General features: G+C 60.0%; 21 protein-coding genes and 1 pseudogene. 13 read left to right on the top strand and 9 right to left on the bottom strand.

Annotation, left to right across the window (positions count from 1 at the left end; genetic code table 11):
• Positions 1-82 precede the first annotated feature (82 nt).
• On the bottom strand, positions 83-316 hold the full coding sequence (locus ACIPLA_RS01795; RefSeq protein WP_192344766.1) for a hypothetical protein: 234 nt from the start codon (positions 314-316) through the stop codon (positions 83-85).
• Between ACIPLA_RS01795 and ACIPLA_RS01790 the strand changes: the two genes are divergently transcribed.
• The 8 genes from ACIPLA_RS01790 (at position 308) to otnI (ending at position 11296) form a co-directional block, all read left to right on the top strand.
• Positions 308-2395 (top strand): TonB-dependent siderophore receptor, encoded by a 2088-nt coding sequence (locus ACIPLA_RS01790; protein ID WP_401170993.1) that lies wholly within the window; start codon positions 308-310, stop codon positions 2393-2395. The two genes, ACIPLA_RS01795 and ACIPLA_RS01790, sit on opposite strands and share 9 nt — an antisense overlap.
• A 119-nt stretch (positions 2396-2514) precedes the next feature.
• On the top strand, positions 2515-4638 hold the full coding sequence (locus ACIPLA_RS01785; RefSeq protein WP_401170886.1) for a TonB-dependent siderophore receptor: 2124 nt from the start codon (positions 2515-2517) through the stop codon (positions 4636-4638).
• A gap of 511 nt (positions 4639-5149) precedes the next feature.
• Entirely contained in the window at positions 5150-5854 is a 705-nt protein-coding gene (locus ACIPLA_RS01780; protein ID WP_063343794.1) for a FadR/GntR family transcriptional regulator, read from the top strand.
• A 41-nt stretch (positions 5855-5895) separates the two neighbouring features.
• The gene (ltnD, locus tag ACIPLA_RS01775) at positions 5896-6801 is read left to right on the top strand and encodes an L-threonate dehydrogenase (RefSeq protein ID WP_401170884.1); all 906 of its coding nucleotides are present in this window, start codon (positions 5896-5898) and stop codon (positions 6799-6801) included.
• Positions 6802-6811: 10 nt separating this feature from the next.
• Positions 6812-8104 (top strand): 3-oxo-tetronate kinase, encoded by a 1293-nt coding sequence (otnK, locus tag ACIPLA_RS01770; protein WP_401170881.1) that lies wholly within the window; start codon positions 6812-6814, stop codon positions 8102-8104.
• Between the two features lie 8 nt (positions 8105-8112).
• Positions 8113-8751 (top strand): aldolase, encoded by a 639-nt coding sequence (locus ACIPLA_RS01765; protein WP_185022088.1) that lies wholly within the window; start codon positions 8113-8115, stop codon positions 8749-8751.
• Positions 8752-8935: 184 nt separating this feature from the next.
• Positions 8936-10396 carry an SLC13 family permease gene (locus ACIPLA_RS01760; RefSeq protein ID WP_192344561.1) on the top strand — a complete coding sequence of 487 codons (1461 nt, stop codon included), beginning with the start codon at positions 8936-8938 and terminating at the stop codon, positions 10394-10396.
• 117 nt (positions 10397-10513) lie between these two features.
• Positions 10514-11296, top strand: a complete 783-nt coding sequence (gene otnI, locus ACIPLA_RS01755) for a 2-oxo-tetronate isomerase (protein WP_401170877.1) — start codon at positions 10514-10516, stop codon at positions 11294-11296.
• 4 nt (positions 11297-11300) lie between these two features.
• Here otnI and ACIPLA_RS01750 read toward each other — a convergent pair whose 3' ends face one another.
• A complete protein-coding gene (locus tag ACIPLA_RS01750; RefSeq protein WP_401170874.1) occupies positions 11301-12119 on the bottom strand; it encodes a DeoR/GlpR family DNA-binding transcription regulator in 819 nt (272 codons plus the stop codon).
• Between the two features lie 302 nt (positions 12120-12421).
• Between ACIPLA_RS01750 and ACIPLA_RS01745 the strand changes: the two genes are divergently transcribed.
• The 5 genes and pseudogenes from ACIPLA_RS01745 (at position 12422) to ACIPLA_RS01725 (ending at position 16730) form a co-directional block, all read left to right on the top strand.
• A complete protein-coding gene (locus ACIPLA_RS01745) occupies positions 12422-13279 on the top strand; it encodes a sugar phosphate isomerase/epimerase family protein (protein ID WP_401170872.1) in 858 nt (285 codons plus the stop codon).
• A complete protein-coding gene (locus ACIPLA_RS01740; protein ID WP_401170869.1) occupies positions 13272-14321 on the top strand; it encodes an isopenicillin N synthase family dioxygenase in 1050 nt (349 codons plus the stop codon). Before ACIPLA_RS01745 ends, ACIPLA_RS01740 begins: the two co-directional genes overlap by 8 nt.
• Positions 14322-14347: 26 nt before the next feature.
• Entirely contained in the window at positions 14348-15145 is a 798-nt protein-coding gene (locus tag ACIPLA_RS01735) for a transporter substrate-binding domain-containing protein (protein WP_401170866.1), read from the top strand.
• A 49-nt stretch (positions 15146-15194) separates the two neighbouring features.
• Positions 15195-15797 (top strand): annotated as a pseudogene (locus ACIPLA_RS01730) (amino acid ABC transporter permease); the annotation flags it as partial.
• A 66-nt stretch (positions 15798-15863) separates the two neighbouring features.
• Entirely contained in the window at positions 15864-16730 is an 867-nt protein-coding gene (locus tag ACIPLA_RS01725; RefSeq protein ID WP_401170990.1) for an amino acid ABC transporter ATP-binding protein, read from the top strand.
• 52 nt (positions 16731-16782) lie between these two features.
• On the opposite strand, the gene ACIPLA_RS01720 is transcribed toward ACIPLA_RS01725, so the two are convergent.
• The 7 genes from ACIPLA_RS01720 to ACIPLA_RS01690 all read right to left on the bottom strand — a co-directional run bounded on the left by ACIPLA_RS01720 (position 16783) and on the right by ACIPLA_RS01690 (position 22733).
• Positions 16783-17547, bottom strand: coding sequence for a substrate-binding periplasmic protein (locus ACIPLA_RS01720; protein ID WP_401170864.1), 765 nt, complete (start codon positions 17545-17547; stop codon positions 16783-16785).
• 130 nt (positions 17548-17677) lie between these two features.
• Complete coding sequence (locus ACIPLA_RS01715) at positions 17678-17992, bottom strand: alpha/beta hydrolase (protein WP_401170862.1); 315 nt, start codon at positions 17990-17992, stop codon at positions 17678-17680.
• 138 nt (positions 17993-18130) lie between these two features.
• Positions 18131-19354 carry a DUF3422 domain-containing protein gene (locus tag ACIPLA_RS01710; protein ID WP_218395025.1) on the bottom strand — a complete coding sequence of 408 codons (1224 nt, stop codon included), beginning with the start codon at positions 19352-19354 and terminating at the stop codon, positions 18131-18133.
• Between the two features lie 202 nt (positions 19355-19556).
• Positions 19557-20771 (bottom strand): pyridoxal phosphate-dependent aminotransferase, encoded by a 1215-nt coding sequence (locus ACIPLA_RS01705; protein ID WP_401170860.1) that lies wholly within the window; start codon positions 20769-20771, stop codon positions 19557-19559.
• Positions 20768-21406 carry an RraA family protein gene (locus ACIPLA_RS01700; protein WP_401170858.1) on the bottom strand — a complete coding sequence of 213 codons (639 nt, stop codon included), beginning with the start codon at positions 21404-21406 and terminating at the stop codon, positions 20768-20770. Before ACIPLA_RS01700 ends, ACIPLA_RS01705 begins: the two co-directional genes overlap by 4 nt.
• Positions 21406-22068 carry an RraA family protein gene (locus ACIPLA_RS01695; protein ID WP_401170856.1) on the bottom strand — a complete coding sequence of 221 codons (663 nt, stop codon included), beginning with the start codon at positions 22066-22068 and terminating at the stop codon, positions 21406-21408. Before ACIPLA_RS01695 ends, ACIPLA_RS01700 begins: the two co-directional genes overlap by 1 nt.
• On the bottom strand, positions 22068-22733 hold the full coding sequence (locus ACIPLA_RS01690; RefSeq protein ID WP_401170854.1) for an RraA family protein: 666 nt from the start codon (positions 22731-22733) through the stop codon (positions 22068-22070). The genes ACIPLA_RS01695 and ACIPLA_RS01690 overlap by 1 nt, the downstream gene beginning before the upstream one ends.
• Positions 22734-22826 lie beyond the last annotated feature (93 nt).

Here is a 22826-nt window from a genome sequence, read left to right as displayed (position 1 = left end):
TAGGTATCGACCACTCCAGACGGCCTGTCAAATGTCACTAGTCAAAAATATAGCCTTCTGTCCAATAATCTATTAAAAGCCCTCAAGCCATTGTTTTAACGGGCCATTTTTTTTGACGCACACAGAGTACTTGCTGAAACCGACCGGCAGACAACACACAAAACCCTCCTAAATCAAAAGCGGGCAGATGGCGGTCAAGGGTATTTACTGAAAATAGATCGCACAATACAATGAGAATCGTTACTACTAACTCATCGAGTGCGACGTCTTGAGCCAGCCCCACCCCTTCGCCCGCCGCAAGATCTTCATGAAACACGCGTTGCCGACGCTCTCCTGCGTTATGTTTGCCAGTCCTCTGTGGGCACAGGCACCCCTCGAACTGCCGACCACGGATATTCAGGCAAGCCGCGTGAGCCAGGACACGAGCTACACCACCTCTCAAGCCAGCACCGCGAGCAAAAGCAATGTGCCGATCAAGGAAGAGGCGCAATCGGTCAATGTGGTCACCCAACAGACCCTGGCTGACTATCAGGTGCGCTCGCTGGACGACGCCATGAAGTTTGTCAGTGGTGTCAGCCAGGGCAATACCTTGGGCAACTCGCGGGACTCCCTGGTCAAGCGCGGTTTTGGCACCAACGACGACGGCTCGATCCTGCGCGATGGCGTGCGTTCCAATATGGGCCACAACTTCAGCGCCACCACGGATCGTGTGGAAGTGCTCAAAGGGCCTGCTTCAATGCTGTACGGCGCGCTGGAGCCCGGCGGATTGATCAACGTGATCAGCAAGAAACCTGAATACACCCAGAGCACAACGCTCAGTGGCTCGGCCTATAGCGAAGGCGGCGGCACCCTGGCCGTGGATACCACCGGGCCTTTGGGAGACACGGGCCTGGCCTATCGCCTGATTGCCGAACGCGGCCATGAAGATTACTGGCGCAATTACGGTGTGAATGAGAGCACCCTGGTCGCGCCATCGCTGAGCTGGACCGGTGATCGCGCCAGCCTGACCCTGAGTTACGAATACAACGATTATTCCAGCCCCTTCGACCGCGGCACCGTGTTCACCAATGGTCATCCGGCGGACATCGACTACGACAAGCGCCTCGACGAACGCTGGGCGAAAAGCGTCGGTATCCGTGAAGTGGCTACCGCGCGTTTCGAGTATCAGTTGAGTGACGATTGGAAAACCCGCGTCACCTACGGCTGGAACAACGACCGCTACAGCCTCTCGATTGCCCAACCGAATGCGTTGACCGGCAACAATCTGCGACGTGCTGCCAACGGCGCTCACTACGATGATGAGACCCGTTACGCCAGTTGGGATTTCATCGGCCAGCAGGAGCTGTTCGGCCAACGCCATGACCTGCTGATCGGCGCGGACACCGAAGCGTCCGACCAATTCCGTGGCAAAACCTACCGTAATACCCCGCGGTCAGGCTTCGACATCACCGCGCCAATTTATGGGCGTTTGGCTGAGCCCAGTCTGGTCAGTGCCACGCAAAGTGATCTGAGCAACCAGCTGACCTCAAGCTCCGTGTACTTCAAGGATAACTGGCACCTCGATGACCGCTGGATCCTGGTCCTCGGCGGTCGTCAGCAGCATTACGATCAGTACAGCGATCAGGGCCGAGGCAGCAGCTATACCGTCAACCGCGACGATAATGGCGATGCCTTCGTGCCATTTCTGGGCCTGGTCTACAAAGCCACCGATACCTTGTCGCTGTATGGTAACTACAGCCGTTCGTTCAAGCCCAATACCGAAGTCGACGACGCCGGCCACACCTTCGATCCGGAGGAGGGCCGCAGCTACGAGGTCGGTGCGAAGTACGACCCGCTGCCGGGGCTGAACATCAACCTTGCGCTGTTCGACATCGTCAAGAAAAACGTCGTGACGAGCCAGTCGATCGGTGGCGTCAGCCTTTCGGAGGCGGCGGGCAAGGTCGGTTCACAGGGCCTGGAACTGGACATCACCGGGCGTTTGGCCGAGCGCTGGGACCTGATCGGCACCTACGCTTACACCCACACGGAAATCCTCGACGATCCGGATGACGAAGGTCATCGCCTTGCCGATGCGCCCAAGCACACCGCGAGCCTGTACCTCACCCATAACCTGAACATTCCTGCGGAATTCGGGGCCTGGCATACCGGCGCTGGCGCACGTTACGTCGGCGAGCGCGCGGCCAACAACGCCAACGATTTCTGGCTGAGCAGCTACACCGTGGCCGATGCCTTCGTGCGTTGGGAAGCGCCGATGTTCGGCTACAAGACTTCGTTGCAATTCAACGTCGACAACCTGTTCGACAAACAGTACTACCCGTCCTCTACCGGCACCCAACTGGCGGTCAATGTCGGCGAGCCGCGCACGGCACGCCTCAGCGCCAGTGTGACGTTCTGATCCTTTTGCATTGAGACGCCCCCGTTTCGCTGGTTTTGTACCGGTCGGAACGGGGGGCTCCTCACTCTTTATTCGCCGGGCTCCTGATGTGCCCGGCATCTTCTCAAGGTTGTATGTCGATGCGTCGAACTCTCGTTTCTCTGTGTGTGATCCAAGCCATTTCCCAGACCACCTGGGCTGACCAGGCACCGACTGATCCTGCGTCAATAGAGTTACAAGCGATCGACATCAACGGCACATTCGAAGAGCAGGCCCAGGGCCCGGTTCAAGGGTATCGGGCGACTCGTTCGGCCAGTGCGACGCGCACCGACACTCCGATTCATGAAACCCCCCAATCGATCAGCGTGGTCACCCGGGATGTCGTGGAAGACCTCGGCGCCACCCGCCTGCAAGACGCTCTCGATTACGCTGGTGGCGTGGGTCGTGCGAACAATTTCGGCGGCCAGGGCCTGACCACTTTCACCGTGCGAGGCTTTACCACCGGTGAGTTCTACCGCAACGGTTTCCCGATCAACCGCGGTTATCCGAACATGCCCGACGCCAATACCATCGAGCGTCTGGAGGTCCTGCGCGGGCCAGCCACCACGCTCTACGGCCGTGGCGACCCAGGCGGTACCTTCAACGTGGTGTCCAAACAACCCCTGGCCGAGCGCACCGTCACCCTGGGCAGTCAGCTCAATGATCAGGGCATGCGTCGCGCAACGATGGATGCCTCAGGGCCGCTGGACGATGAAGGGCGACTGGCCTACCGGCTGAACGTGATAGGCGAGGGTGGCGACACCTTCCGTGATCACGTCGAAAACGAGCGTTACGGTGTGGCGCCGGTCCTCGGTTGGCAGGTCAACGACACTACCCGTATCACCTTCGAAGGCGATTTCATGCGCAACAACGCGCCGCTCGATCGGGGCGTGACCCGCTATCGCAATCAGATCGGCGTCGCGTCGAGGGATACTTTTTTCGGTGAAAAGGATATCGGCAAGCTGCACAACGACAACAACATGGCGCAACTGCGTTTCGAACATTTCCTGAACGACAACTGGACCTTGGGCGGCGGCACGCAATTTCTCGACGGCAGCCTGCAAGGCAATGCCATCGAAGCCAACGGTGTCGCTGCCGACGGCCGAACGCTGGGACGCAATTTCAACTACCGCAAGCTGGAGTGGCGTGACGTTGATGTGCAGTTGAACCTGACCGGGCATTTTTCCACCAGTGGATTCGATCACACGTTGCTCACGGGCATCGAGTATGAGGATTACGATTACAAGTCGATCATCCGTCGCTCCAGTGGGGCGGTGAGTGCCTACCCCATCGATATTTTCAATCCGGTCTACGGCCAGCCGCGCCCGGCGTTGACTCGCACCACCACCCACGATCAGGAAAACCTCAAGACCTATGCCGCTTTCGTGCAAGACCAGGTGACCCTGGCCGAGGGTTTGAAAGCTTTGGCTGGCGTGCGTTTCGAACGCTTCGAACAGGATTACGACAGCTACCTCGTCAACGGCACAAGCTGGACCAACAGCGACAACGCCGTCACCCCGCGCCTGGGGCTGATCTACGATCTGACCCCGACAGTGGCGATCTATGCCGATACGGCGCGGTCCTTCAAGCCCAACAGCGGTGCCAGTCGAGCGGGCGGCGGCTTCAAACCTGAAGAAGGCAAATCCTACGAGGTGGGCGTCAAATGGCAGGCCCTTGATCGTCAGCTAAGCGTGGATGCCGCGGTGTATCAGATCGAAAAACGCAATGTCCTGACGACAGACCCGGTGGACTCGACCTTCAGTGTTGCGGCGGGTGAAGTTCGTAGCCGTGGCTTTGATCTGAACGTGGCCGGCAACCTCACGCCAGAGTGGCGCATGATCGGTGGCTACGCCTACGTGGATGCCGAAGTCACCCAGGATAACGTGCTGAAGTCAGGCACCCGCCTGGTGAACATTCCGCGCAACAGTTTCAGCCTGCTGAACGTCTACGAGTTTCAGGACGGTGGCCTCAAAGGACTGGGCCTGGGACTGGGCGCCAAGTATGTCGACGAGCGCGCCGGCCAGACCGCGGCCAATGCCTTCTCCATGGATAGCTACAAGGTGTTCGACCTGCTCAGCTTTTACAAAGTCAACGAGCACCTGCGGCTTAACCTCGACCTGAAGAATGTGTTCGACAGTCACTACGATGAAGGCGCCTTTGGCAACGTTTACGCTTATCCGGGCGCGCCGAGAACCGTGCAGATGGGAATTTCATACACCTTGTAGAGAGCGCTTCAGGGCGCACTTTTATAAAGCGCCACACGAACAACCTGCGTCAGTCGGAGGCGGCGTCATGAACGTTTGCCTTCAACTTCGAGAAAGGGTGGCCTGATCATCCGCTTTTCCAGCGACGTTGGCTCACCACTGTCTGCATTCGCAGCCCTCGGTCAATGACGATCGATCGGGAATGAACTGTGGCGAGGGGGCTTGCCCCCGTTTGAGCGCGTAGCGCTCACAAAAATCTTTGCTACACCAGAGATTTTCAGGACTGCTTCGCAGCCCAACGGGGGGCAAGCCCCCTCGCCACAGGGCATTACTCAAAACGCCCACCGACTCATTCCTCGATAACAAACGCTCCTGGCAGTTGGATCCCACTGAGCAGTGGTTGCCCATTCCTTCAGTCCGCATGTTAAAAAATGTTATTTTAAAAAAAGACTTCACATAATCTGCTCATTGGAGGATTATCTGCTCAACCTGTATGACAACCTGATAACAAGACAAAAACAGGATGGCTACGATGTTCGACAAGGTCCCGACTCACGTGCTGAGTGACAGCGTCGCTCAGCAGCTGCTGGACAAGATTGACAGCGGTGTGTTCGCCACCGGCAGCAAACTGCCCAGTGAAGCCATGCTCTCGGAAGCCTTCGGTGTCAGTCGCACCGTGGTCCGCGAAGCCATCTCCCGTCTCAAGAACGAAGGCGTGCTGCAGCCTCAACAAGGGCGCGGCATCTTCGTTACCGCCAACGCCAATATCCGCCCGCTGCGTATCGATTACGCCGAAGCCAATCTGCCCGGCAGTGTCTTTCACCTGTTGGCGCTGCGACGTGCCATCGAGGCGGAAATCGCCAGCGAGGCGGCGCTCAATCGCAGCGAGGCCGATCTGGTGCAGATTGACGAGGCGCTGGCACGCATCGACGAAGAGGTGGATGAAGGGCAGGACGGTGTGCGTGCCGACGTGGCTTTTCACCGCGCCATCGCTCAAGCCACGGGCAATCCCTACTTTCTCAAGACACTGGAATTCGTCAGTCAGTACCTGGAGGCCGCCACCCGCATCACCCGTACCAATGAAGCTGGCAGGGCGGATTTCTCCCGTCAGGTGCATGAAGAACACCAGGCGATCGTGGCGGCCATTCGGCTGCGCGATCCGCTCGCCGCCGGGCATGCCGCCCGTGCCCATATCTACAACGCGGCCCGCCGCCTGCGCCTTGCTGGCGTGGAATAGGCCGCTGTTTTCCTCGTAAGCCGGTAACTAAGGAGTACCCCATGAATAACAAGAATGTCGGTGTTGTCGGTCTGGGCGCGATGGGCCTGGGCATTGCCCGCTCACTGTTGCGCAGCCGCTTTAATGTGCATGCCTGCGATGTGCGTGCCGCGGTGACGGAACAGTTTGCCAGCGAGGGTGGCGTGGCGTGTGCTTCACCCGCGCACATGGCAGCTGAGTGCGACGTGATCATTACCGTGGTGGTGAATGCCGAGCAGACCGAAACCGTGTTGTTTGGCGAGGGTGGTGCCGTCGCTGCGTTGCGCCCTGGCAGCCTGGTGATCGGTTGCGCCACCGTCGCGCCGACCTACGCCGTGGACCTGGGCCAGCGCCTGACCGAGCAAGGCTTGCTGTATCTGGATGCGCCGATTTCCGGTGGCGCGGCCAAGGCCGCTGCCGGTGAAATGACCATGATGACCTCTGGCCCGGCCGATGCTTATGCCAAGGCCGACGCGGTCCTCGCGGGCATGGCCGGCAAGGTCTATCGCCTGGGTGACACTCATGGCCTGGGTTCGAAGGTCAAGATCATCAACCAGTTGCTCGCCGGGGTGCACATCGCTGCGTCTGCCGAAGCCATGGCGCTGGGCCTGCGTGAAGGTGTCGATGCCGATGCGCTGTACGAAGTGATCACCCACAGCGCCGGCAATTCCTGGATGTTCGAAAACCGCGTGCCGCACATTCTCAAGGCCGATTACACACCGTTGTCCGCGGTGGATATTTTCGTCAAGGACCTGGGCCTGGTGCTGGATACCGCACGGGCCAGCAAATTCCCGCTGCCGCTGTCGGCCACCGCCCACCAGATGTTCATGCAGGCTTCCAGCGCCGGTTTCGGTCGTGAAGACGACTCGGCGGTGATCAAGATTTTCCCCGGCATCGAGTTGCCGACTGCCAAGACTGAGCCGGTTTGAGGAACGCCCAATGAACACCACCACTGCACGCCCATTGCTGGGTTGCATCGCCGACGATTTCACCGGTGCCACAGACCTTGCCAACATGCTGGTGCGCGGCGGTATGCGCACCGTGCAAAGCATCGGCATTCCGAGCAGTGAAGTGGCTGCCGAGTTCGACGCCGACGCGATTATCATCGCACTGAAGTCGCGCACCATTCCAGTCGCCGAAGCGGTCGAACAGTCCCTCGCGGCGCTTGCCTGGCTGCGTGAGCAAGGCTGCGAGCAGATCTTTTTCAAATATTGCTCGACGTTTGATTCCACCGCAGCCGGCAACATCGGCCAGGTCAGCGAAGCGCTGCTGGCGGCGTTGGGTAGCGATTTCACCTTGGCGTGCCCGGCGTTTCCGGAAAATGGCCGGACGATCTTTCGCGGCCACCTGTTTGTGCAGGATCAACTGCTCAACGAGTCGGGCATGCAGCATCACCCGCTGACTCCGATGACCGACGCCAACCTGGTTCGGGTCTTGCAGTCGCAGACCGGTCTGAACGTCGGCTTGTTGCGTTACGACACCATTGCCCAAGGGGCCGAGCAGGTGCGTGAGCGCATCAACGAGCTGCGGGCTCAAGGTGTCGGCATGGCGATTGCCGATGCCTTGTCGGACCGCGATCTGTACACCCTCGGGGCCGCTTGCGCTGATTTGCCGTTGTTGACTGGCGGTTCGGGGCTTGCATTGGGCTTGCCGGAAAATTTCCGTCACGCCGGCAAACTGCGTGACCTCGACGCCTCGAAACTCCCGGCAGTATCAGGCGGTGAAGTGGTGTTGGCCGGCAGCGCTTCGATCGCTACCAATGGGCAAGTGGCTGCCTGGCTCGAAGCCGGTCGGCCAGCACTGCGGATTGATCCGTTGGCCCTGGCTGCCGGGGAACCGGTGGTCGCCCAGGCTTTGGCCTTTGCCCGTGATAACGAACAAACCGTATTGATCTACGCCACCAGCACCCCGGACGAAGTGAAGGCGGTGCAACAGCAACTCGGCGTCGAACGGGCCGGTACCTTGGTGGAGAATGCGTTGGGGGAGATCGCTCAGGGCCTTCGCCAGAGCGGCGTACGACGCTTCGTGATCGCTGGCGGTGAAACCTCGGGCGCCGTGGTTCAGGCGCTGGGTGTGCAACTGCTGCAGATCGGCGCACAAATTGATCCGGGCGTGCCGGCCACCGTCAGTAGCACCGATGAGCCTCTGGCCCTGGCACTCAAATCGGGCAACTTCGGTGGCCGGGATTTCTTCAGCAAAGCCTTGAAGCAATTGGCCGGGGATGTGCAATGAACGGTGCAGTGAGTAATGAAAATGCCCTGCGCGAAGAAATCTGCCAGGTTGGTCGCAGCCTTTATGAGCGTGGTTACACGGTCGGCAGCGCCGGCAATATCAGCGCGCGTCTGGATGACGGCTGGTTGATCACACCGACCGATGTCTGCCTCGGCCGCCTCGACCCGGCGACCATCGCCAAGGTCAATCTGGCCGGCGAATGGGTGTCCGGTGACAAGCCGTCAAAGACACTGGCGCTGCATCGCCAGGTCTACGATCGCAACCCGAGCGTCGGTGGCGTGGTGCATACCCATTCCACCCATCTGGTGGCGTTGACGCTGGCCGGTGTCTGGCAGCCGGACAACATCCTGCCGCCGCTGACGCCGTATCAGGTGATGAAAGTCGGGCCTGTCCCGTTGATTGGTTACCAGCGGCCCGGCTCGCCGAAGGTGGCCGAACAGGTCGCGCAATGGGCCAACCGCGTTCGCGGCGTGATGCTCGAGCGGCTGGGGCCGGTAGTTTGGGAAAGTTCAGTGTCCAGGGCCAGCTACGCCCTGGAAGAACTCGAGGAAACCGCGCGGCTGTGGCTGATGAGCAATCCCAAGCCCGAGCCGCTCGATCAGGCAGCACTGGACGAGCTGCGAGTGACCTTTGGCGCGCACTGGTAGAGCCCTGATTTTTTAACACGACAGATCGATAAGGCAGGCCCTGATCGGGAGACGCACAGCGACTCCCCACGCTCCCGGCTTGCCTGAAAAATACAATAACAAGAGGACATCCAGGCATGACTCACCTTCACTGCGACATTTTCAGAACAACCCTTTCGTTCACCCGATGTGGAGGGCTTCTGAAATGAGCCCGTTAATCTTGATGGTTACCGCGGGGCTAGGGATCGCTCTGTTGTTGTTTCTGGTGCTCAAGTACAAGTTCCAGCCCTTCGTGGCCTTGATGCTGGTGAGCATTCTGGTGGCGCTGGTGGCCGGGGTGAAACCGGCCGATCTGGTTGCCACCATCGAAGGCGGCATGGGCAAGACCCTGGGCCATATCGCGATCATCATTGCCCTGGGCGCGATGATCGGGCGGATCATCGAACTTTCCGGCGGTGCCGAGGCGCTGGCCAAAACGTTGATTACCCGATTCGGCAACCGCCGCACGCCACTGGCACTGACGATTGCCGGGTTCATGGTCGGGGTGCCGGTGTTTTTCGAGGTCGGCGTGATCATCCTGATGCCGCTGGCCTATGGCGTCGCTCGCAGTGCGCGTAAGCCGCTGTTGGTGTTCGCGCTGCCGATGTGCGCTGCATTGTTGACCGTCCACGCCTTTCTGCCGCCACATCCGGGTGCGGTGGCCGCTGCCAGCCAATTGGGTGCCGACCTCGGTCGCGTGTTGATGTTCGGTCTGCCGATCACGGCGTTCCTCTGCTATGTCGGCTACCGCGTGGCCGGGCGCATGACCCGTCGGGTGTACCCGATGACCGACGATATTCGTGCCGAGGTCTATGGCCCACATGTCACCAACGAGGATCTGGCTGCCTGGTCCAATGGTAACGACAAGAGCCCTGAACGAGCGGCCGTGGCCGCGTCTCACATGGGTCTGGAAGAAGCCACCAGCAGCATCGTCTCCAAACTGCCATCGGCACCGCCACCGGGTTTTGGCCTGATCGTCAGCCTGATTGTGTTGCCGATCATTCTGATCCTGCTGGGAACGCTGTCCACCTCGTTGCTGCCTGCCGACTCGGTCCTGCGCGGCATCATGACCGTGCTCGGCGCGCCGCTGGTGGCGCTGCTGATCGATACTTTGCTGTGTGCCTGGTTGCTGGGTTCGCGTCGGGGCTGGAGTCGTACTCAGGTGTCTGACGTGATCGGCTCGGCCTTGCCTGGCGTGGCCATGGTGATTCTGATTGCCGGTGCCGGCGGTGTGTTCGGCAAGGTGTTGGTGGATACCGGAATCGGCGCCGTGGTCTCCGACATGCTGCGCACCACCGGTCTGCCGGTACTCGCGCTGGGCTTTCTGCTGACCATGCTGTTGCGTGCGGTTCAGGGTTCGACCACGGTGGCGCTGGTGACCACCGCCGGCATTATCAGCCCGCTGATCGCTACCCTCGATCTCACGGCAAACCACATGGCACTGTTGTGCCTGGCCATGGGCGGTGGCGGGTTGGCCATGTCCCACATCAATGATGCCGGTTACTGGATCTTCACCAAATTGTCCGGGCTGAACGTGGCCGACGGCTTGCGCACCTGGACCGTGTTGACCACCTTGCTCGGCACGTTGGGTTTCGGTATTACCTTGTTGATCTGGCCGTTTGTCTAACGAAAATTGTCGAGCCGATCGAACACCTGCAGGAGCCAGGCTTGCCGGCGAAAGCGTCCTTGAGATCGCCTTCGCCGGCAAGCCTGGCTCCTACAAAACATATACATAGGAGCTACCATGCCTCGTTTTGCTGCCAACCTCAGCATGCTCTACCCGGAACATGAGTTTCTGGACCGCTTCGCCGCCGCTGCCGCCGATGGTTTCGAAGCCGTGGAATACCTGTTTCCCTACGACTACAGCGCTCAGGAACTCAAACAGCGCTTGAGCGACAACGGCCTGGTGCAGGCCCTGTTCAACGCACCGCCCGGCGATTGGGCGGCGGGCGAGCGAGGCACGGTGTCGTTGCCCGGGCGGGAGAGTGAATTTCGTAGCGGTTTCGATCGCGCGCTGGAGTACGCCGCGGTGCTGGGCAACTCGCGCATCCATGTGATGGCCGGCTTGCTGCCGTCGGAAAGCGATCGCCCACGGCATCACGGCGTGTACCTGGAGAACCTGGCGTACGCCACTGCGCAGGCCGCCAAGGCTGGCATCACGGTGCTGCTGGAACCGATCAATACGCGGGACATGCCGGGCTTTTTTCTCAACCGCCAGGATCAGGCCCAGGCCATCTGCAAGGAAGTGGGCGCCACTAACCTGAAGGTTCAGTTCGACTGCTACCACTGCCAGATCGTCGAAGGGGACCTGGCCACTAAACTGCGTCGGGATTTCGACGGCATCGGCCATATCCAGATCGCCGGTGTGCCGGATCGACATGAACCGGACCTGGGCGAAGTCAACTATCCCTACCTGTTCGAGCTGATTGACCAGTTGGGTTATGACGGCTGGGTAGGGTGCGAATACCGGCCGCGTGGTAACACATCAGCCGGCTTGCAATGGCTGCGTGACTGGAAGGCGCGCTAACGCCTTACACGTTGTTATCGCCGGGCAATAGCAGTTCGACACCCTGCTTGCGGATGCTGTCGGCCGCGGCAGGGGTCAGCGCGTCGTCGCTGAGGATGATGTCGAACTGCTCGAGCCCGGCGATCCTGTACATGCTGAACGTGCCGTACTTCGAACTGCTCGCCACCAGTACCACTTGCGAGGCCGATTGCATCGCGACCTGCTTGACCTCCACCTTCAGCGCCGAAGGCGTGGTAAGGCCGCGACGCAAATCCCAGGAACTGGTGGAGATGAACGCGATATCGGTGACGATCTGCCGCAAGGTGGCCACCGCCAGACCGCCCACGCACGATTGATTGGAGTGATCCAGTTGCCCGCCGGTGTGAATCACCGTGACATGGGGCGCATCGATCAACGCCTGGACAATCCCGAAGTCGTTGGTCACCACGGTCATGCCCGACAGCGCCTTGATATACGGGACGATCTCCAGCGTACTCGTGCCCGCATCCAGATAAATCGTCATATCGGCATGCAGTAACCGTGCGGCGAGCTTGGCCATCGCCTGCTTCTGCGGCAACTCGACCACCGCTTTGAACTGATGGCTGGGCTCGCTATGGAGCTGGCTGGCGATTCGCACGCCACCGGTGACCGAGTAAGCACGGCCTTCCTGTTCCAGCAGCGCGATATCGCGGCGAATGGTCATGTGCGAACAGTCGAACATGTCCATCAACTGATGAACGCTCAGCACCTGATGCTTGCGCAACTGGCGTAGCATCAATTCACGGCGCTGTTCAGGGATCATCGGTGCGCCGCTTTCGGCGGCGATGTCCTTTTGACTAGGCATTCGGGCTCCAGAATGAAGAAAACCGCAGACAAGGAAAGCGGGGGCAAACATAGTAGCGAATCTACGGTGAAGGGACGAGGTGTTGCGGATCACTGTTCCCACGAGGAAACCCGCCAGCGTTAGTTCATGAATTTCTGAACTAACTATTTGCTGCAGCCTATTCAATCATTTGCCGACATGATCTTAGGATCCTCCCCACGGGACTGACGCCATCAGAGCAGCAGCCCGCAGCAACCCTTTCGACTGCCCAGTAACGCCACCAGCCCAATCCGCTAGTGGCCCGACGCAGCCGGGAGGAATGCATGAAGCTAGAGATTTTCCGCACGTTGTGGGGCTATACCGCCAGCAAGGCACAGGCCCTGGATGAATTGCTCGCCGCCGGCTTCGATGGCCTCGAAGCACGCCTGCCGCTGCAGGCCAATGAGCGTGGTGAGTTCGGCGCTTTCCTGCGCAGCAATCGGGTTCCCTATATCTGCACGCTGTTCAGTGCTTACGATGTATTGCCCGACCAGAACGCCACACCCGCCCAACACTTGGCCGACATTGATCGCAAGCTGGGCTGGGCCTCGGAGCTGACCCCACGTTTCGTCAATCTGCTGGCCGGCAACGACCGCTGGCCGCAAGCATTGCAGGTCGAGTTCTTCGGCCAGGCCATGGAACTGGCCGCCAGGCATGGGGTGTTCTGCAGTTTCGAGACTCACCGCGCCCGTTCCCTATACAGCCCTTGGGTAACCCTGGAACTGATCCGCCAACTGCCGGGACTGCGCTTCACCAGTGACATCAGTCATTGGGTGGTGTGCTGTGAGCGATTGCTGGACGACCCGGCCGACGATCTTTCGACCTTCGTCGAGCGTGTCCATCACCTTCAGGCCCGGGTCGGCTATGACCAGGGCCCGCAAGTCCCCCATCCCGCCGCCCCGGAATATGCCGGTGAACTGGCGTTTCATCAGCGCCACTGGGAGGCCGTCTGGGCCTCTCAGCTTCAGCGCGGCTATTCGCTCAGCACCCTGACGCCGGAGTTCGGTGCCGACGGTTATCTGCATCACTTGCCCTTCACCAATATGCCGGTGGCTGACCTTTGGACCTTGAACCAGTGGATGGCCCGGACCGAGCGCGAACACTTCGACCGTTTCATCCGTGAAGGAACCCGCCATGAGTAACACCTCATCAACCCAGGCCAACTTCAACAGCATCCCGGTGGTGAACATCGCCGGACTCTTCAGTATTGAACTGGAGCACCGCCTTGCAGTGGCCGAGCAACTGGGGCGCGCCGCCAGCGATGTGGGCTTTCTGTACATCACCGGGCATGGCATCGATCCGGCGCTGATCGAGAGGCTGCGCCAGGCGGCCAGCAATTATTTTGCACAGCCGCTGGAAGCCAAGATGCGCCACTACATCGGCACCTCGCAAAGCCATAAGGGGTTCGTGCCCGAAGGTGAGGAGGTGTATTCCAAGGGCAAACCGGACCATAAAGAGGCCTTCGATATCGGCTTCGAAGTGTCAGTGGATGACCCACTGTTCCTCAACCGTACGCCGCTGCTGGGGCCGAACCACTGGCCCGACGTGCCGGGCTTCCAGGGCGCGGTACAAAACTACTATCAGGCGGTGTTTGCCCTTGGCCGCCGGCTGTTTGATGGCTTCGCGTTGGCCCTGGGGCTGAAGGAGGGCTATTTCGATGCGCTGGTGACTCGCCCACCCTCCAAGCTGCGACTGATCCATTACCCCTTCGACGCCGAAGCCGTGGATGCCCCGGGTATCGGCGCGCATACCGACTACGAGTGCTTCACCATCCTGCACGCCGATCAGCCGGGGTTGGAGGTGCTTAACGATCAGGATCAATGGATCGATGCACCGCCAATGCCCGGGGCGTTCGTGGTGAACATCGGCGACATGCTGGAAGTCATGACCGCAGGTGCCTTTGTCGCCACCGCCCACCGGGTGCGCAAGGTCGCTCAGGAGCGCTACAGCTTCCCGCTGTTCTACGCCTGCGACTATCACACGCTGATCAAACCGCTGCCGGCTTTCGCCAAGGATGCCGGGGATTACGAGGCATTGGCGATTGGCGAGCACATGTGGAGCCAAGCGCTGCAGACCTACCAGTACCTGCGCAAACGCGTGGAAAACGGCGAGCTTGAGCTGCCGTCCCGGGCTCGAAAGCCATCGAGCTTCGGCCGCCTGAAAAACACCACCACTCATTCCTAAAAAAACAACCAACGGAGCTTCCCACGATGAAAAGCCACTACGCCCTGAGCAAACTGAGCCTGCTCGCCGCCGGCCTGTTCTGCGCCAACGCCGCCTTCGCCAGCACCGCGACCCCCGGTGTATTGAAGGTCGGTATGGAAATCACCTACCCGCCATTCGAGTCCTACGACGCTGACAAGAATGTGGTTGGCTCCGACCCTGAGTTGGCTCATTCCCTGGCCAAGGCGATGGACGTCAAGGCTAACTTCGTCGACACCAAGTTTCCCAATCTGATCAACGGCCTCAACGCCGGGCATTACGACGCGATCATTTCCGGCATGTACATCACTCCCGAACGCCAGCTCCAGGCCCGCACCATTGCCTATGCCAACACCGGCGCCGCGATCATGGTGCCCAAGGGCAGTGAATTGACCCCGCAGGTTCCCGAGGACTTGTGCGGCCTGAAGATCGGCCTGGAGCAGGGCACCACCTGGGTCGCCAAATTCACCCAGTTGTCCAAAGACTATTGCGTACCGAACAACAAAGGCGCCATCACCGTCAACGAGTACCCCTCGGCTCCCGAAGTGACGCAGGCGCTGCTCTCGAAGAACATTCAGGCGCAGGTGGAAATCGCCGGTGCCGCGCACATGATCGCCCAGCGCACCAACGGGCGGGTCGTGGTCAGTTCGCAGAAGCTGGTTTATCCGCAGACCTTGGGCATCTACGTGAAGAAAGACGCCGACGCTACCTATCAGGCGCTAGTCAAAGCCCTGGCCGACAGTAAAGCCAGCGGTGAGTACACCGCCATTCTCAAAAAATATGATCTGGAACCGGTCTCCGAGTAATGGCTGAAACCGCGCCCTCGGTCGAGGGCGCGGCTCGTACGAGGTGTCTATGCAATTCGACTGGTCTTACTTTATTTCGCTGTTCTCCAAGACTGACTTCTGGGCGGCGAGCCTGACCGTCATCGAACTGAGTGCCCTGGCCTGGTTCCTGGGGATGGTGCTGGGCTTCGTTCTGGCATCAGCCAAATTGTCCAGCTTGCCCTGGCTGCGCATGCCGGCGTCACTCTATATCTGGTTCTTTCGCAGCATTCCGCTGCTGGTGCTGGTGGTCTTCATCTACAACCTGCCGCAGTTGCTACCCGGTGCCGGGCCGATCCTGTCAGTACCGTTCTATTCCGGCCTGTTGGCGCTGGTGGTCACTGAGGCCGCCTACATGGCCGAAATTCATCGTGGCGGACTGATCTCGGTCGCCAAGGGGCAGAAGGAAGCCGGCCGTGCTCTGGGTATCGGCCTGTTCGGCCTGCAACGGTTGATTGTGATTCCCCAGGCGTTTCGCATCTCACTGCCGACCTTGATCAATGAATACATTACGGTGGTCAAACTGACCTCGTTGATCTCGGTGATTTCACTGACCGAGCTGCTGACTGTGGGTCAGCGCCTGTATGCCCAGAACTTCCTGGTGATGGAAACCCTGGCGGCGGTGGGTGTGTATTACGTGCTGATCGTCACTGTGTTCGGCTTCGCCCTGCAACGCCTGGAACGCTACCTGGACCTCAACATGCGGACACCGCAAACCCTCGATAGCGCCTCTACAAAAGTACTGCGTGACAGTCTGGCGCCTGTCGCAACGAGCACGTTCACCCCCCCGGCCAAAGGCGCCGCCCCGGCCCTGCAACTGCAGGGCGTGCACAAACGCTACGGCGATCATCATGTGCTCAAGGGCATCGACCTGAAGGTACAAAGTGGCCAGGTGATTTCTATCATCGGCCCGTCGGGCTCCGGCAAGACCTCACTGATTCGTACGATCAATGGCCTGGAGCACATCGATCAAGGCGAAATCCTGTTGTTCGGGGAAAGCTTCATCAATGCCGGGGACAAACCGGATGGTCGTCGGGTTCGTCAGGGCGTACGGCGCATCGGCATGGTGTTCCAGAACTTCAACCTGTTCCCTCACCGGACACTGCTGGACAACATCAGCCTCGCTCCCCGTTATCATGGCATCGGCCGCGCACTGATCGAACAACGCGCCTGCCAGCTACTCGACAAGGTCGGCTTGTTGGCGCACGTCCACAAATATCCGCATCAACTGTCCGGGGGCCAGCAACAGCGCGTGGCTATTGCCCGGGCCATGGCCATGGACCCGGACATCTTGTTGTTCGACGAACCCACCTCGGCGCTGGATCCGGAGCTGGTCGGCGAGGTGCTTACGGTCATCAGCAATTTGGCCCGGGAAGGCATGACCCTGCTGATCGTCACCCATGAGATGGACTTTGCCCTGTCGATTTCCGACCGGGTGATCTTCATGGACAACGGCTACATACAGCTGGATGCCTCGCCACAGGCGATCCGCGAGGAGCCTGAGGCTCATCGAGTGCGGCGGTTCATGGGGTTGCAGGAGCCAGCGCAGGAGGTATGTCTGTCTTGAATGGGTTTAGCCGCCCCGGCAATACGCAGACTGCGCGGCGCTGGCGGTTCCGTTATTGCGACAAATAGCTCTGTTGTATACGCGCCAGGGTGCCGTCATCGCGAAGCTTTTCAACCGCCTTGCGCAGGTCTTGCACCAGTTGAGCGGAGCAAAGCCTGGAGCAAGCCAGATAGAGCTCCGCGCTGCTCATGACCGGGCTCATGAACAGTTTGCGTTCAGACATCTTCGGCCAGATGTATCGACTCTCGGGAACACCGTTGAACCAGGCATCAATGCGACCTTTCAAGAGCATCTGCGCGGGGTTGTCGCCAATGGTCAGGGGGTAGATCTGATCGTCGCTGAAGCCTTGTGCACGCAGGATTTCCTCCTGCGCACTACCGAGGCCGACGCCGATCACCCGGTAGGTTTTTTTCGCTTGCGCGAAGCTGCTCACCGGCCGGTCGAGGCTGAAAAAAGCGCGCTCCATGGGCATGATCGACGCGATCCAGGTGAAGTGATCTTCGCGTTCAGACGTGCGAGACAAGGGGGCTATCAGAAGATCCTGCTTCTCGCTGACGTGTTTTTGTGATCGGGCCCAGGGAAGCACATGGACATGAGCGACATAGCCAGCGTTGGCAATGGCTGTCAGGACGGCTTCTCCGACCATTCCGTGACCCTTGGCGTCATCGACAAACGTCAGTGGCGGAGCGTCAGGGATATACAGTTCGAGCGGCAAGGGGGCGCCACACGCGTTATAGGCAATCAGCAGCGATCCCGACAGAAAAAATCTGCAAAGTGCTTTTGCGTAGGCATTTAATAACCATGAGCTTGCGCTCATGGTTGATAGTTCAGGCATTGAACGTAGAAGGGCGCCACAAGTCACCAGTGGATCACAAGGGGGGATGAGTCTACCGGCCGTTGTTTATTATTGGATACGGTATCGCCCCGCATTCTACGCAAACTTGAGGTCAGGTCACATCTTCCCCCAGGTGCCGAAGGAGGAAGGCGCTGATCTGGTCCAGTGCCCGGCGGGCTTCTTCGAGTTGATCGCTCATAGTCTGGAAGACATGAATCATTCCCGGCCAGACGTCCAGGTGTACCGCCACTTCGGCGCTGGCCAGGCGGCTGGCGAGCCGGGTTGAATCATCCAGCAGGCATTCCCGGCTGCCCACCTGGATCAGCACTGGCGGTAGACTCCGAAGGTCGCCGTATAGGGGGGAGGCCAGCGGATTCAGTGGCTCGGGCTGCCAATTGGCTGGTGAGCGGGCGATAGGCCTGGGCACTGCCGAATGAACTGATTCTGTTTGTTAACGATTTTATGGATCCATTGGCGTAGTTCTAGCCCTCTGCCAAGCCAGCCGGATCCGTAGCGGATCATCCCGGATGTCAGCTTCGGAATCGGTCGATTCTGGTGCCGCGTATCAATGCTCTTTGGCCTTCCTGATCCTGATCAAAATAAACAGCAGGACGCAGAGCGCGAGCGGAGTCATGGCCAGCAGAGCGTCTCTCGCGGAAATGTCCGCGCCCATGACGTGCAGCCCCGAGTAGAACAGCTTGAACAGGCTTAACAAGTAATAGGTGATGGCGATAATCGACAAGCCTTCGACGGCGCGCTGGATTTTGATTTGAGTATCAGCGCGAGCGTTCAGGCTCCTCAGGATTTCCGAGTTCTGCTCTTCCATTTCGACCTGGACACGGGCCTGCAACAAGTCCCCGAGGTTGGCCACGCTTTCAGCCAGTTGCTCCAGGCGCTGTTCGGTGACGGCGCAGTATCTGACCGTGGGTTTGAAGCGCCTTTCGATGAAGATACCCAGTCGCTGGCAATCACCCACATGACTTTCGCGCAGTTCACCCAGGCGTTCGAAAACCAGCTGTGCATAGGCTTGGGTGGCGCTGAAGCGGTGTCGGGTTTTTGCGCTGCTGCTGACCACTTGCGCCGACAGGTTGGCAATGTCGGTCAGCAACGCTTTCGCATTTCCGGTATCGGGGCCGGCGTTACGTTCCGAAAGGTTGACCAGGGTCTTGTCGAAGACGTTGAGCTGAGTGCTCAAGGCTTTCGCGGTGATGAGTGAAAGCGAAGCCATCATTCGGTAGGTTTCGATTTCCAGCAGGCGGCGGATCATCCGTCCCAAGCGATAGGCATTCAGGCGTTTGTTAATGAAAAGAAAACGGTTGGTGCCATCCTCGCTCAGGCGAAAGTCGCTCCAGACCGTCGCATCGCCACCGCCGATGCAAGAGCCGCTGGGATCCTTGAATCCATAAACGGACAGATCGCCGGAAAAAGACGTATCGGTGCGCACCACAATCTGCACAGCGTTGATCACGTGCTGCATGAAAGGCTCGACCCGGTCCATCAAGGCCCTGGGTGGCGGGCTCCAGCATGGCTCGTGACTGGAGGAGGGCACCACCAGCGTCAGCGTCAGGAACTCTGCGTGCCGTTCCCACTTCAAGGCATGGCCCTCCAACTCGGTGATGCCCTGGGCTGCATCCGGGTCGACGGGGCCGGGGCAGCAGTGACTCAGCAAGGTGTCGCACTGCCCGTCATTCGCCAGAAACGCCAGATGAAACACGTGGGCGGGCTCGTCGAAATACAGAGACGGGCGCGCGTGCAACTCGTTGTGCAGGATCAGTCTTTGCGGATGCATGCTGTTTGGGCCATGTTGGAGTTGTTTGTTTTTGGGACTGGGTGATGAATACCCGAGTCACAAACAAAACCTGGCGATTGCCCAATGCCGTCAGCCAAGCGCAGTACATGTGGGAGCGGGCTTGCTCGCGAAGACGGTGGCACAGTCAGCATTGATGTTGCCTGACACGCCGCTTTCGCGAGCAAGCCCGCTCCCACAGGTTTTAACGCAACGTTGTACAGAACGCCCGAATCGCCTCGCAGGCCTGGTGCAACGAAGCGTCATCCAGCGCATAGGCAATGCGAATGTAGGGGCCAAGACCAAATGCACTGCCATGCACCACTGCCACGTCCGCTTCGTCGAGCAGCGCATGGGCGACATCTTCGTCGGTGTGCAGCACTCGACCGGCGGGCGAGGTTCGGCCGATCAGCCCCGCACAAGAGACGAACGCATAGAACGCACCCGCCGGGCTCACGCATTCCAGTCCCGGCGTGTCGTTCAGTAGCGTCACCATCAAATCGCGACGAGCCTGGAAAGCGGCACGGCTTTCGCGGATGAAGTCTTTCGGCCCCTCCAGCGCGGCGAGTGCGGCTTGCTGCGAAACCGAGCTCGCGCCCGAGGTCTGCTGGCCCTGCAGCTTCTCCATGGCCTCCAGCAACCAGCGCGGCCCGGTGGCAAAACCGATGCGCCAACCGGTCATGGCGTAGGCCTTGGAGACACCGTTCATGGTCAGGGTTCGCGGCGCCAGTCGTGGCTCCACCTGGGCCAGGGTGTAGAACGCTTGATCGTCGAAGATCAGGTGTTCATAGATATCATCGGCCAGAATCAGCACGTGGGGGTGGTCCAGCAACACAGCCGCCAGGGCACGAAGTTCCGTCTCGCTGTACACCGCGCCGGTCGGGTTGGACGGCGAATTTAGAATTAACCAACGGGTCTGCGGGGTGATCGCGGCAGCCAGTGCCCTGGGCGTCAGTTTGAAACCCGTACCGGCATCGCACATAACGATCCGCGCTTCACCGCCGCACAGTTGCACCATTTCCGGGTAACTGACCCAGTACGGCGCCGGCACGATGACCTGGTCGCCCTCGTTGAGGGTGGCGGCCAGGGCGTTGTAGATCACCTGTTTGCCACCGTTGCAAACCAGCGTGTCTTGCCAGCTCACGTCCAGACCATTTTCGCGGCGGAACTTGGCCGCCACCGCTTCTCGCAACGAGCGCGCACCGGCGACCTGGGTATAGCGGGTGTGGCCGTGTTCGATGGCGTGAATGGCCGCCTCACGCACATGTTTGGGGGTATCGAAATCGGGCTCGCCGGCACACAGCGAAATGATCTTCGCCCCTTGTGCCCGGCGTTCCGCCACTCGATCCATGATCCGATAAGTCGCCGAGGGCTGTGCGCTGGCCAGGCGTTGGTTGAGGCGCTGAATGTCGATGCTCATGCCCGGGTTCTCCAGTCTGTCAGGTTCATCAGTTCCAGGGTCGAGCGGCCTTCGGTCAGTGCCTGCATCATTTGCGCTTCCTTGTTCGCGCGCGCTTCGCCTTCAGCGAGGGTACGTGCTGCATCGGCCTTGGGGATGATGATCACGCCGTCATCGTCAGCCACCACCAGGTCGCCCTGTGCCACGAAAGCACCATTGAAATTGAACGGTTGTCCCACCGAGGGTGCGCTGGCCTTGACCGTGCCTTTCACCGAGATGCCACGGGCAAATACCGGGAACTGGCGTTTCTTCAACGCAGCGATATCACGTACGCCGCCATCGATTACCAAACCAACCACACCAGCCGCTTCGGCCGCCACGGTGAGCACCTCGCCCCAGTAACCGGCGATGAAACCGCCCGTGCCCACGACCAGTACGCTGCCACGGGGTACCCGCTCCATCGCCAGATGCAGGGCCAGGTTATCGCCCGGCGAACATTCCAGCGGGTAGGCGGGGGCGGCGATAAAGGCGCCGTCCCAGATCGGGCGGATTGCACTGTCAACCGCGCAGGGCAGATGGGACGCTTCATACAACGTCGAGGTGCCCAGTACTTTTGCCCGCGCGCGAAAATCCGGGGGGAAGGGGAGCGTGGTCATCAGACTTTCCTCTGCAGGTTGTGGTAACCCAATGCAGCACGGGCTTCCTTGAGGGTTTTGCCTTGAGCGATCAGGGCGCGAATGCCGGCTTCGACCGATTCGATCTGGCGGGCACATGCCGCCACTTCAGCGGCACGGGCGCGAGGCACGATTACCACGCCGTTGGCATCGGCGACCACGATGTCACGGGAGCAGACCCGTGCCGTGCCGATGGACACCGGCTGGTTGACCGACTGCACTTGCACGCGGTCTTTGCCAGTACGCATGAAGCGACCTTTGCTGAAGATCGGGTAGCCATCACCCAGCGCCTTGTTCACATCACGGCACACCCCGTCGATGACCGTGGCGGCGATCTGTCGAGTGCCGGCGTACTGGGTCATGATGTCGCCCCAAACGGTGCAGTCGGTACGGCCGCCGTTGTCGATCACCACCACGTCGCCGGGTGCCACCTCTTCGATGAAGTCGCCCACCGTGCCGGGAGGCACGCTGGCCGAGACGTACTGCACGGTGAACGCCGGTCCGACGATGACCTTGCGGTAATTGTCCAGCGGCGCCACGCCGAGGCATTGTCCGGGCAGGCCAAGTTTGTCCAGCGCATCGGAGACGCCAGGAGTGTCGAGGCCTTCAAACAAGGCGACCAGGGTTTGATCTTCAAGATTCATCAGGCGTGCTCCACGCGAATCGCTTCGAACTGGGTGTCGTGCATCACCTCGGCCACCGAGCGGCCGCTGCGCACGGCCTCGACCATGCCGTCTTGGCGGCGGGCGATGCGCTCGCCAAGGTCGATGACCTTTTCGATATAGGTTTGGGGGACGAATACGGTTCCGCAGGTATCGGCAATGACATAGTCATCCTCGCTGACGTCGACACCGGCCACCTTGATCGTCACCGCGGCATCGATCTGCACCACCCGGTTGCGCGCACTGATCATGGTGACCCCACGGCCATAAACCGGGTAACCAATCGCTTCGCTGCCGTCGATGTCGCGGCTGAAACCGTCGATCACCGTGCCGCGCACCTGCTTGCCGGCCGCCGCGTTGGCGAGGATGTCGCCCCAGCAGGAGATACCTTCGATGCCGCCGGCGATCACCAATACACGATCGTCGCTGTCGATCTGTTCAACCACCGGGGTAATCAGGTGCACGGTCGGGACGGTGTCGGATTTGGGCGCCAGCAAGACGGTACTGGCGCGGCCGACGATCTTCGGGCAGTTCCACAGCGGGCGTAGCCCCACGGTGGCGCCCGGCAGGCCGAGGAAGTCGAGCGCATCGGAGACCGTGTTGGTATCCAGCGCCGCCAAGCGATCCAGCAAACTTTTATTGATCATGGGAAAGCCCCAGTGGTGACGGAGGCGCCCAGTGTCGGCGAGACTATTTGATAGGTATATTACTAATCACAGAAGTGTTACATACGTTAAACC

This window comes from Pseudomonas sp. NPDC086112 (genome assembly GCF_044746425.1).
GTDB lineage: Bacteria > Pseudomonadota > Gammaproteobacteria > Pseudomonadales > Pseudomonadaceae > Aquipseudomonas.
The sequence above is the reverse complement of the archived record's forward strand: the minus strand, read 5'-3'. Positions and strand labels throughout refer to the sequence as shown.

Coding starts and splice junctions, on each gene's coding strand:
- ACIPLA_RS01740 (WP_401170869.1), top strand. CDS start 13,272: ATGAGTAACACCTCATCAACCCAGGCCAACTTCAACAGCATCCCGGTG.
- ACIPLA_RS01720 (WP_401170864.1), bottom strand. CDS start 17,547: ATGAGCGCAAGCTCATGGTTATTAAATGCCTACGCAAAAGCACTTTGC.
- ACIPLA_RS01710 (WP_218395025.1), bottom strand. CDS start 19,354: ATGCATCCGCAAAGACTGATCCTGCACAACGAGTTGCACGCGCGCCCG.
- ACIPLA_RS01780 (WP_063343794.1), top strand. CDS start 5,150: ATGTTCGACAAGGTCCCGACTCACGTGCTGAGTGACAGCGTCGCTCAG.
- ACIPLA_RS01790 (WP_401170993.1), top strand. CDS start 308: ATGAAACACGCGTTGCCGACGCTCTCCTGCGTTATGTTTGCCAGTCCT.
- ACIPLA_RS01695 (WP_401170856.1), bottom strand. CDS start 22,068: ATGAATCTTGAAGATCAAACCCTGGTCGCCTTGTTTGAAGGCCTCGAC.
- otnI (WP_401170877.1), top strand. CDS start 10,514: ATGCCTCGTTTTGCTGCCAACCTCAGCATGCTCTACCCGGAACATGAG.
- ACIPLA_RS01785 (WP_401170886.1), top strand. CDS start 2,515: ATGCGTCGAACTCTCGTTTCTCTGTGTGTGATCCAAGCCATTTCCCAG.
- ACIPLA_RS01690 (WP_401170854.1), bottom strand. CDS start 22,733: ATGATCAATAAAAGTTTGCTGGATCGCTTGGCGGCGCTGGATACCAAC.
- otnK (WP_401170881.1), top strand. CDS start 6,812: ATGAACACCACCACTGCACGCCCATTGCTGGGTTGCATCGCCGACGAT.
- ACIPLA_RS01750 (WP_401170874.1), bottom strand. CDS start 12,119: ATGCCTAGTCAAAAGGACATCGCCGCCGAAAGCGGCGCACCGATGATC.
- ACIPLA_RS01735 (WP_401170866.1), top strand. CDS start 14,348: ATGAAAAGCCACTACGCCCTGAGCAAACTGAGCCTGCTCGCCGCCGGC.
- ACIPLA_RS01745 (WP_401170872.1), top strand. CDS start 12,422: ATGAAGCTAGAGATTTTCCGCACGTTGTGGGGCTATACCGCCAGCAAG.
- ltnD (WP_401170884.1), top strand. CDS start 5,896: ATGAATAACAAGAATGTCGGTGTTGTCGGTCTGGGCGCGATGGGCCTG.
- ACIPLA_RS01700 (WP_401170858.1), bottom strand. CDS start 21,406: ATGACCACGCTCCCCTTCCCCCCGGATTTTCGCGCGCGGGCAAAAGTA.
- ACIPLA_RS01760 (WP_192344561.1), top strand. CDS start 8,936: ATGAGCCCGTTAATCTTGATGGTTACCGCGGGGCTAGGGATCGCTCTG.
- ACIPLA_RS01705 (WP_401170860.1), bottom strand. CDS start 20,771: ATGAGCATCGACATTCAGCGCCTCAACCAACGCCTGGCCAGCGCACAG.
- ACIPLA_RS01725 (WP_401170990.1), top strand. CDS start 15,864: ATGCGGACACCGCAAACCCTCGATAGCGCCTCTACAAAAGTACTGCGT.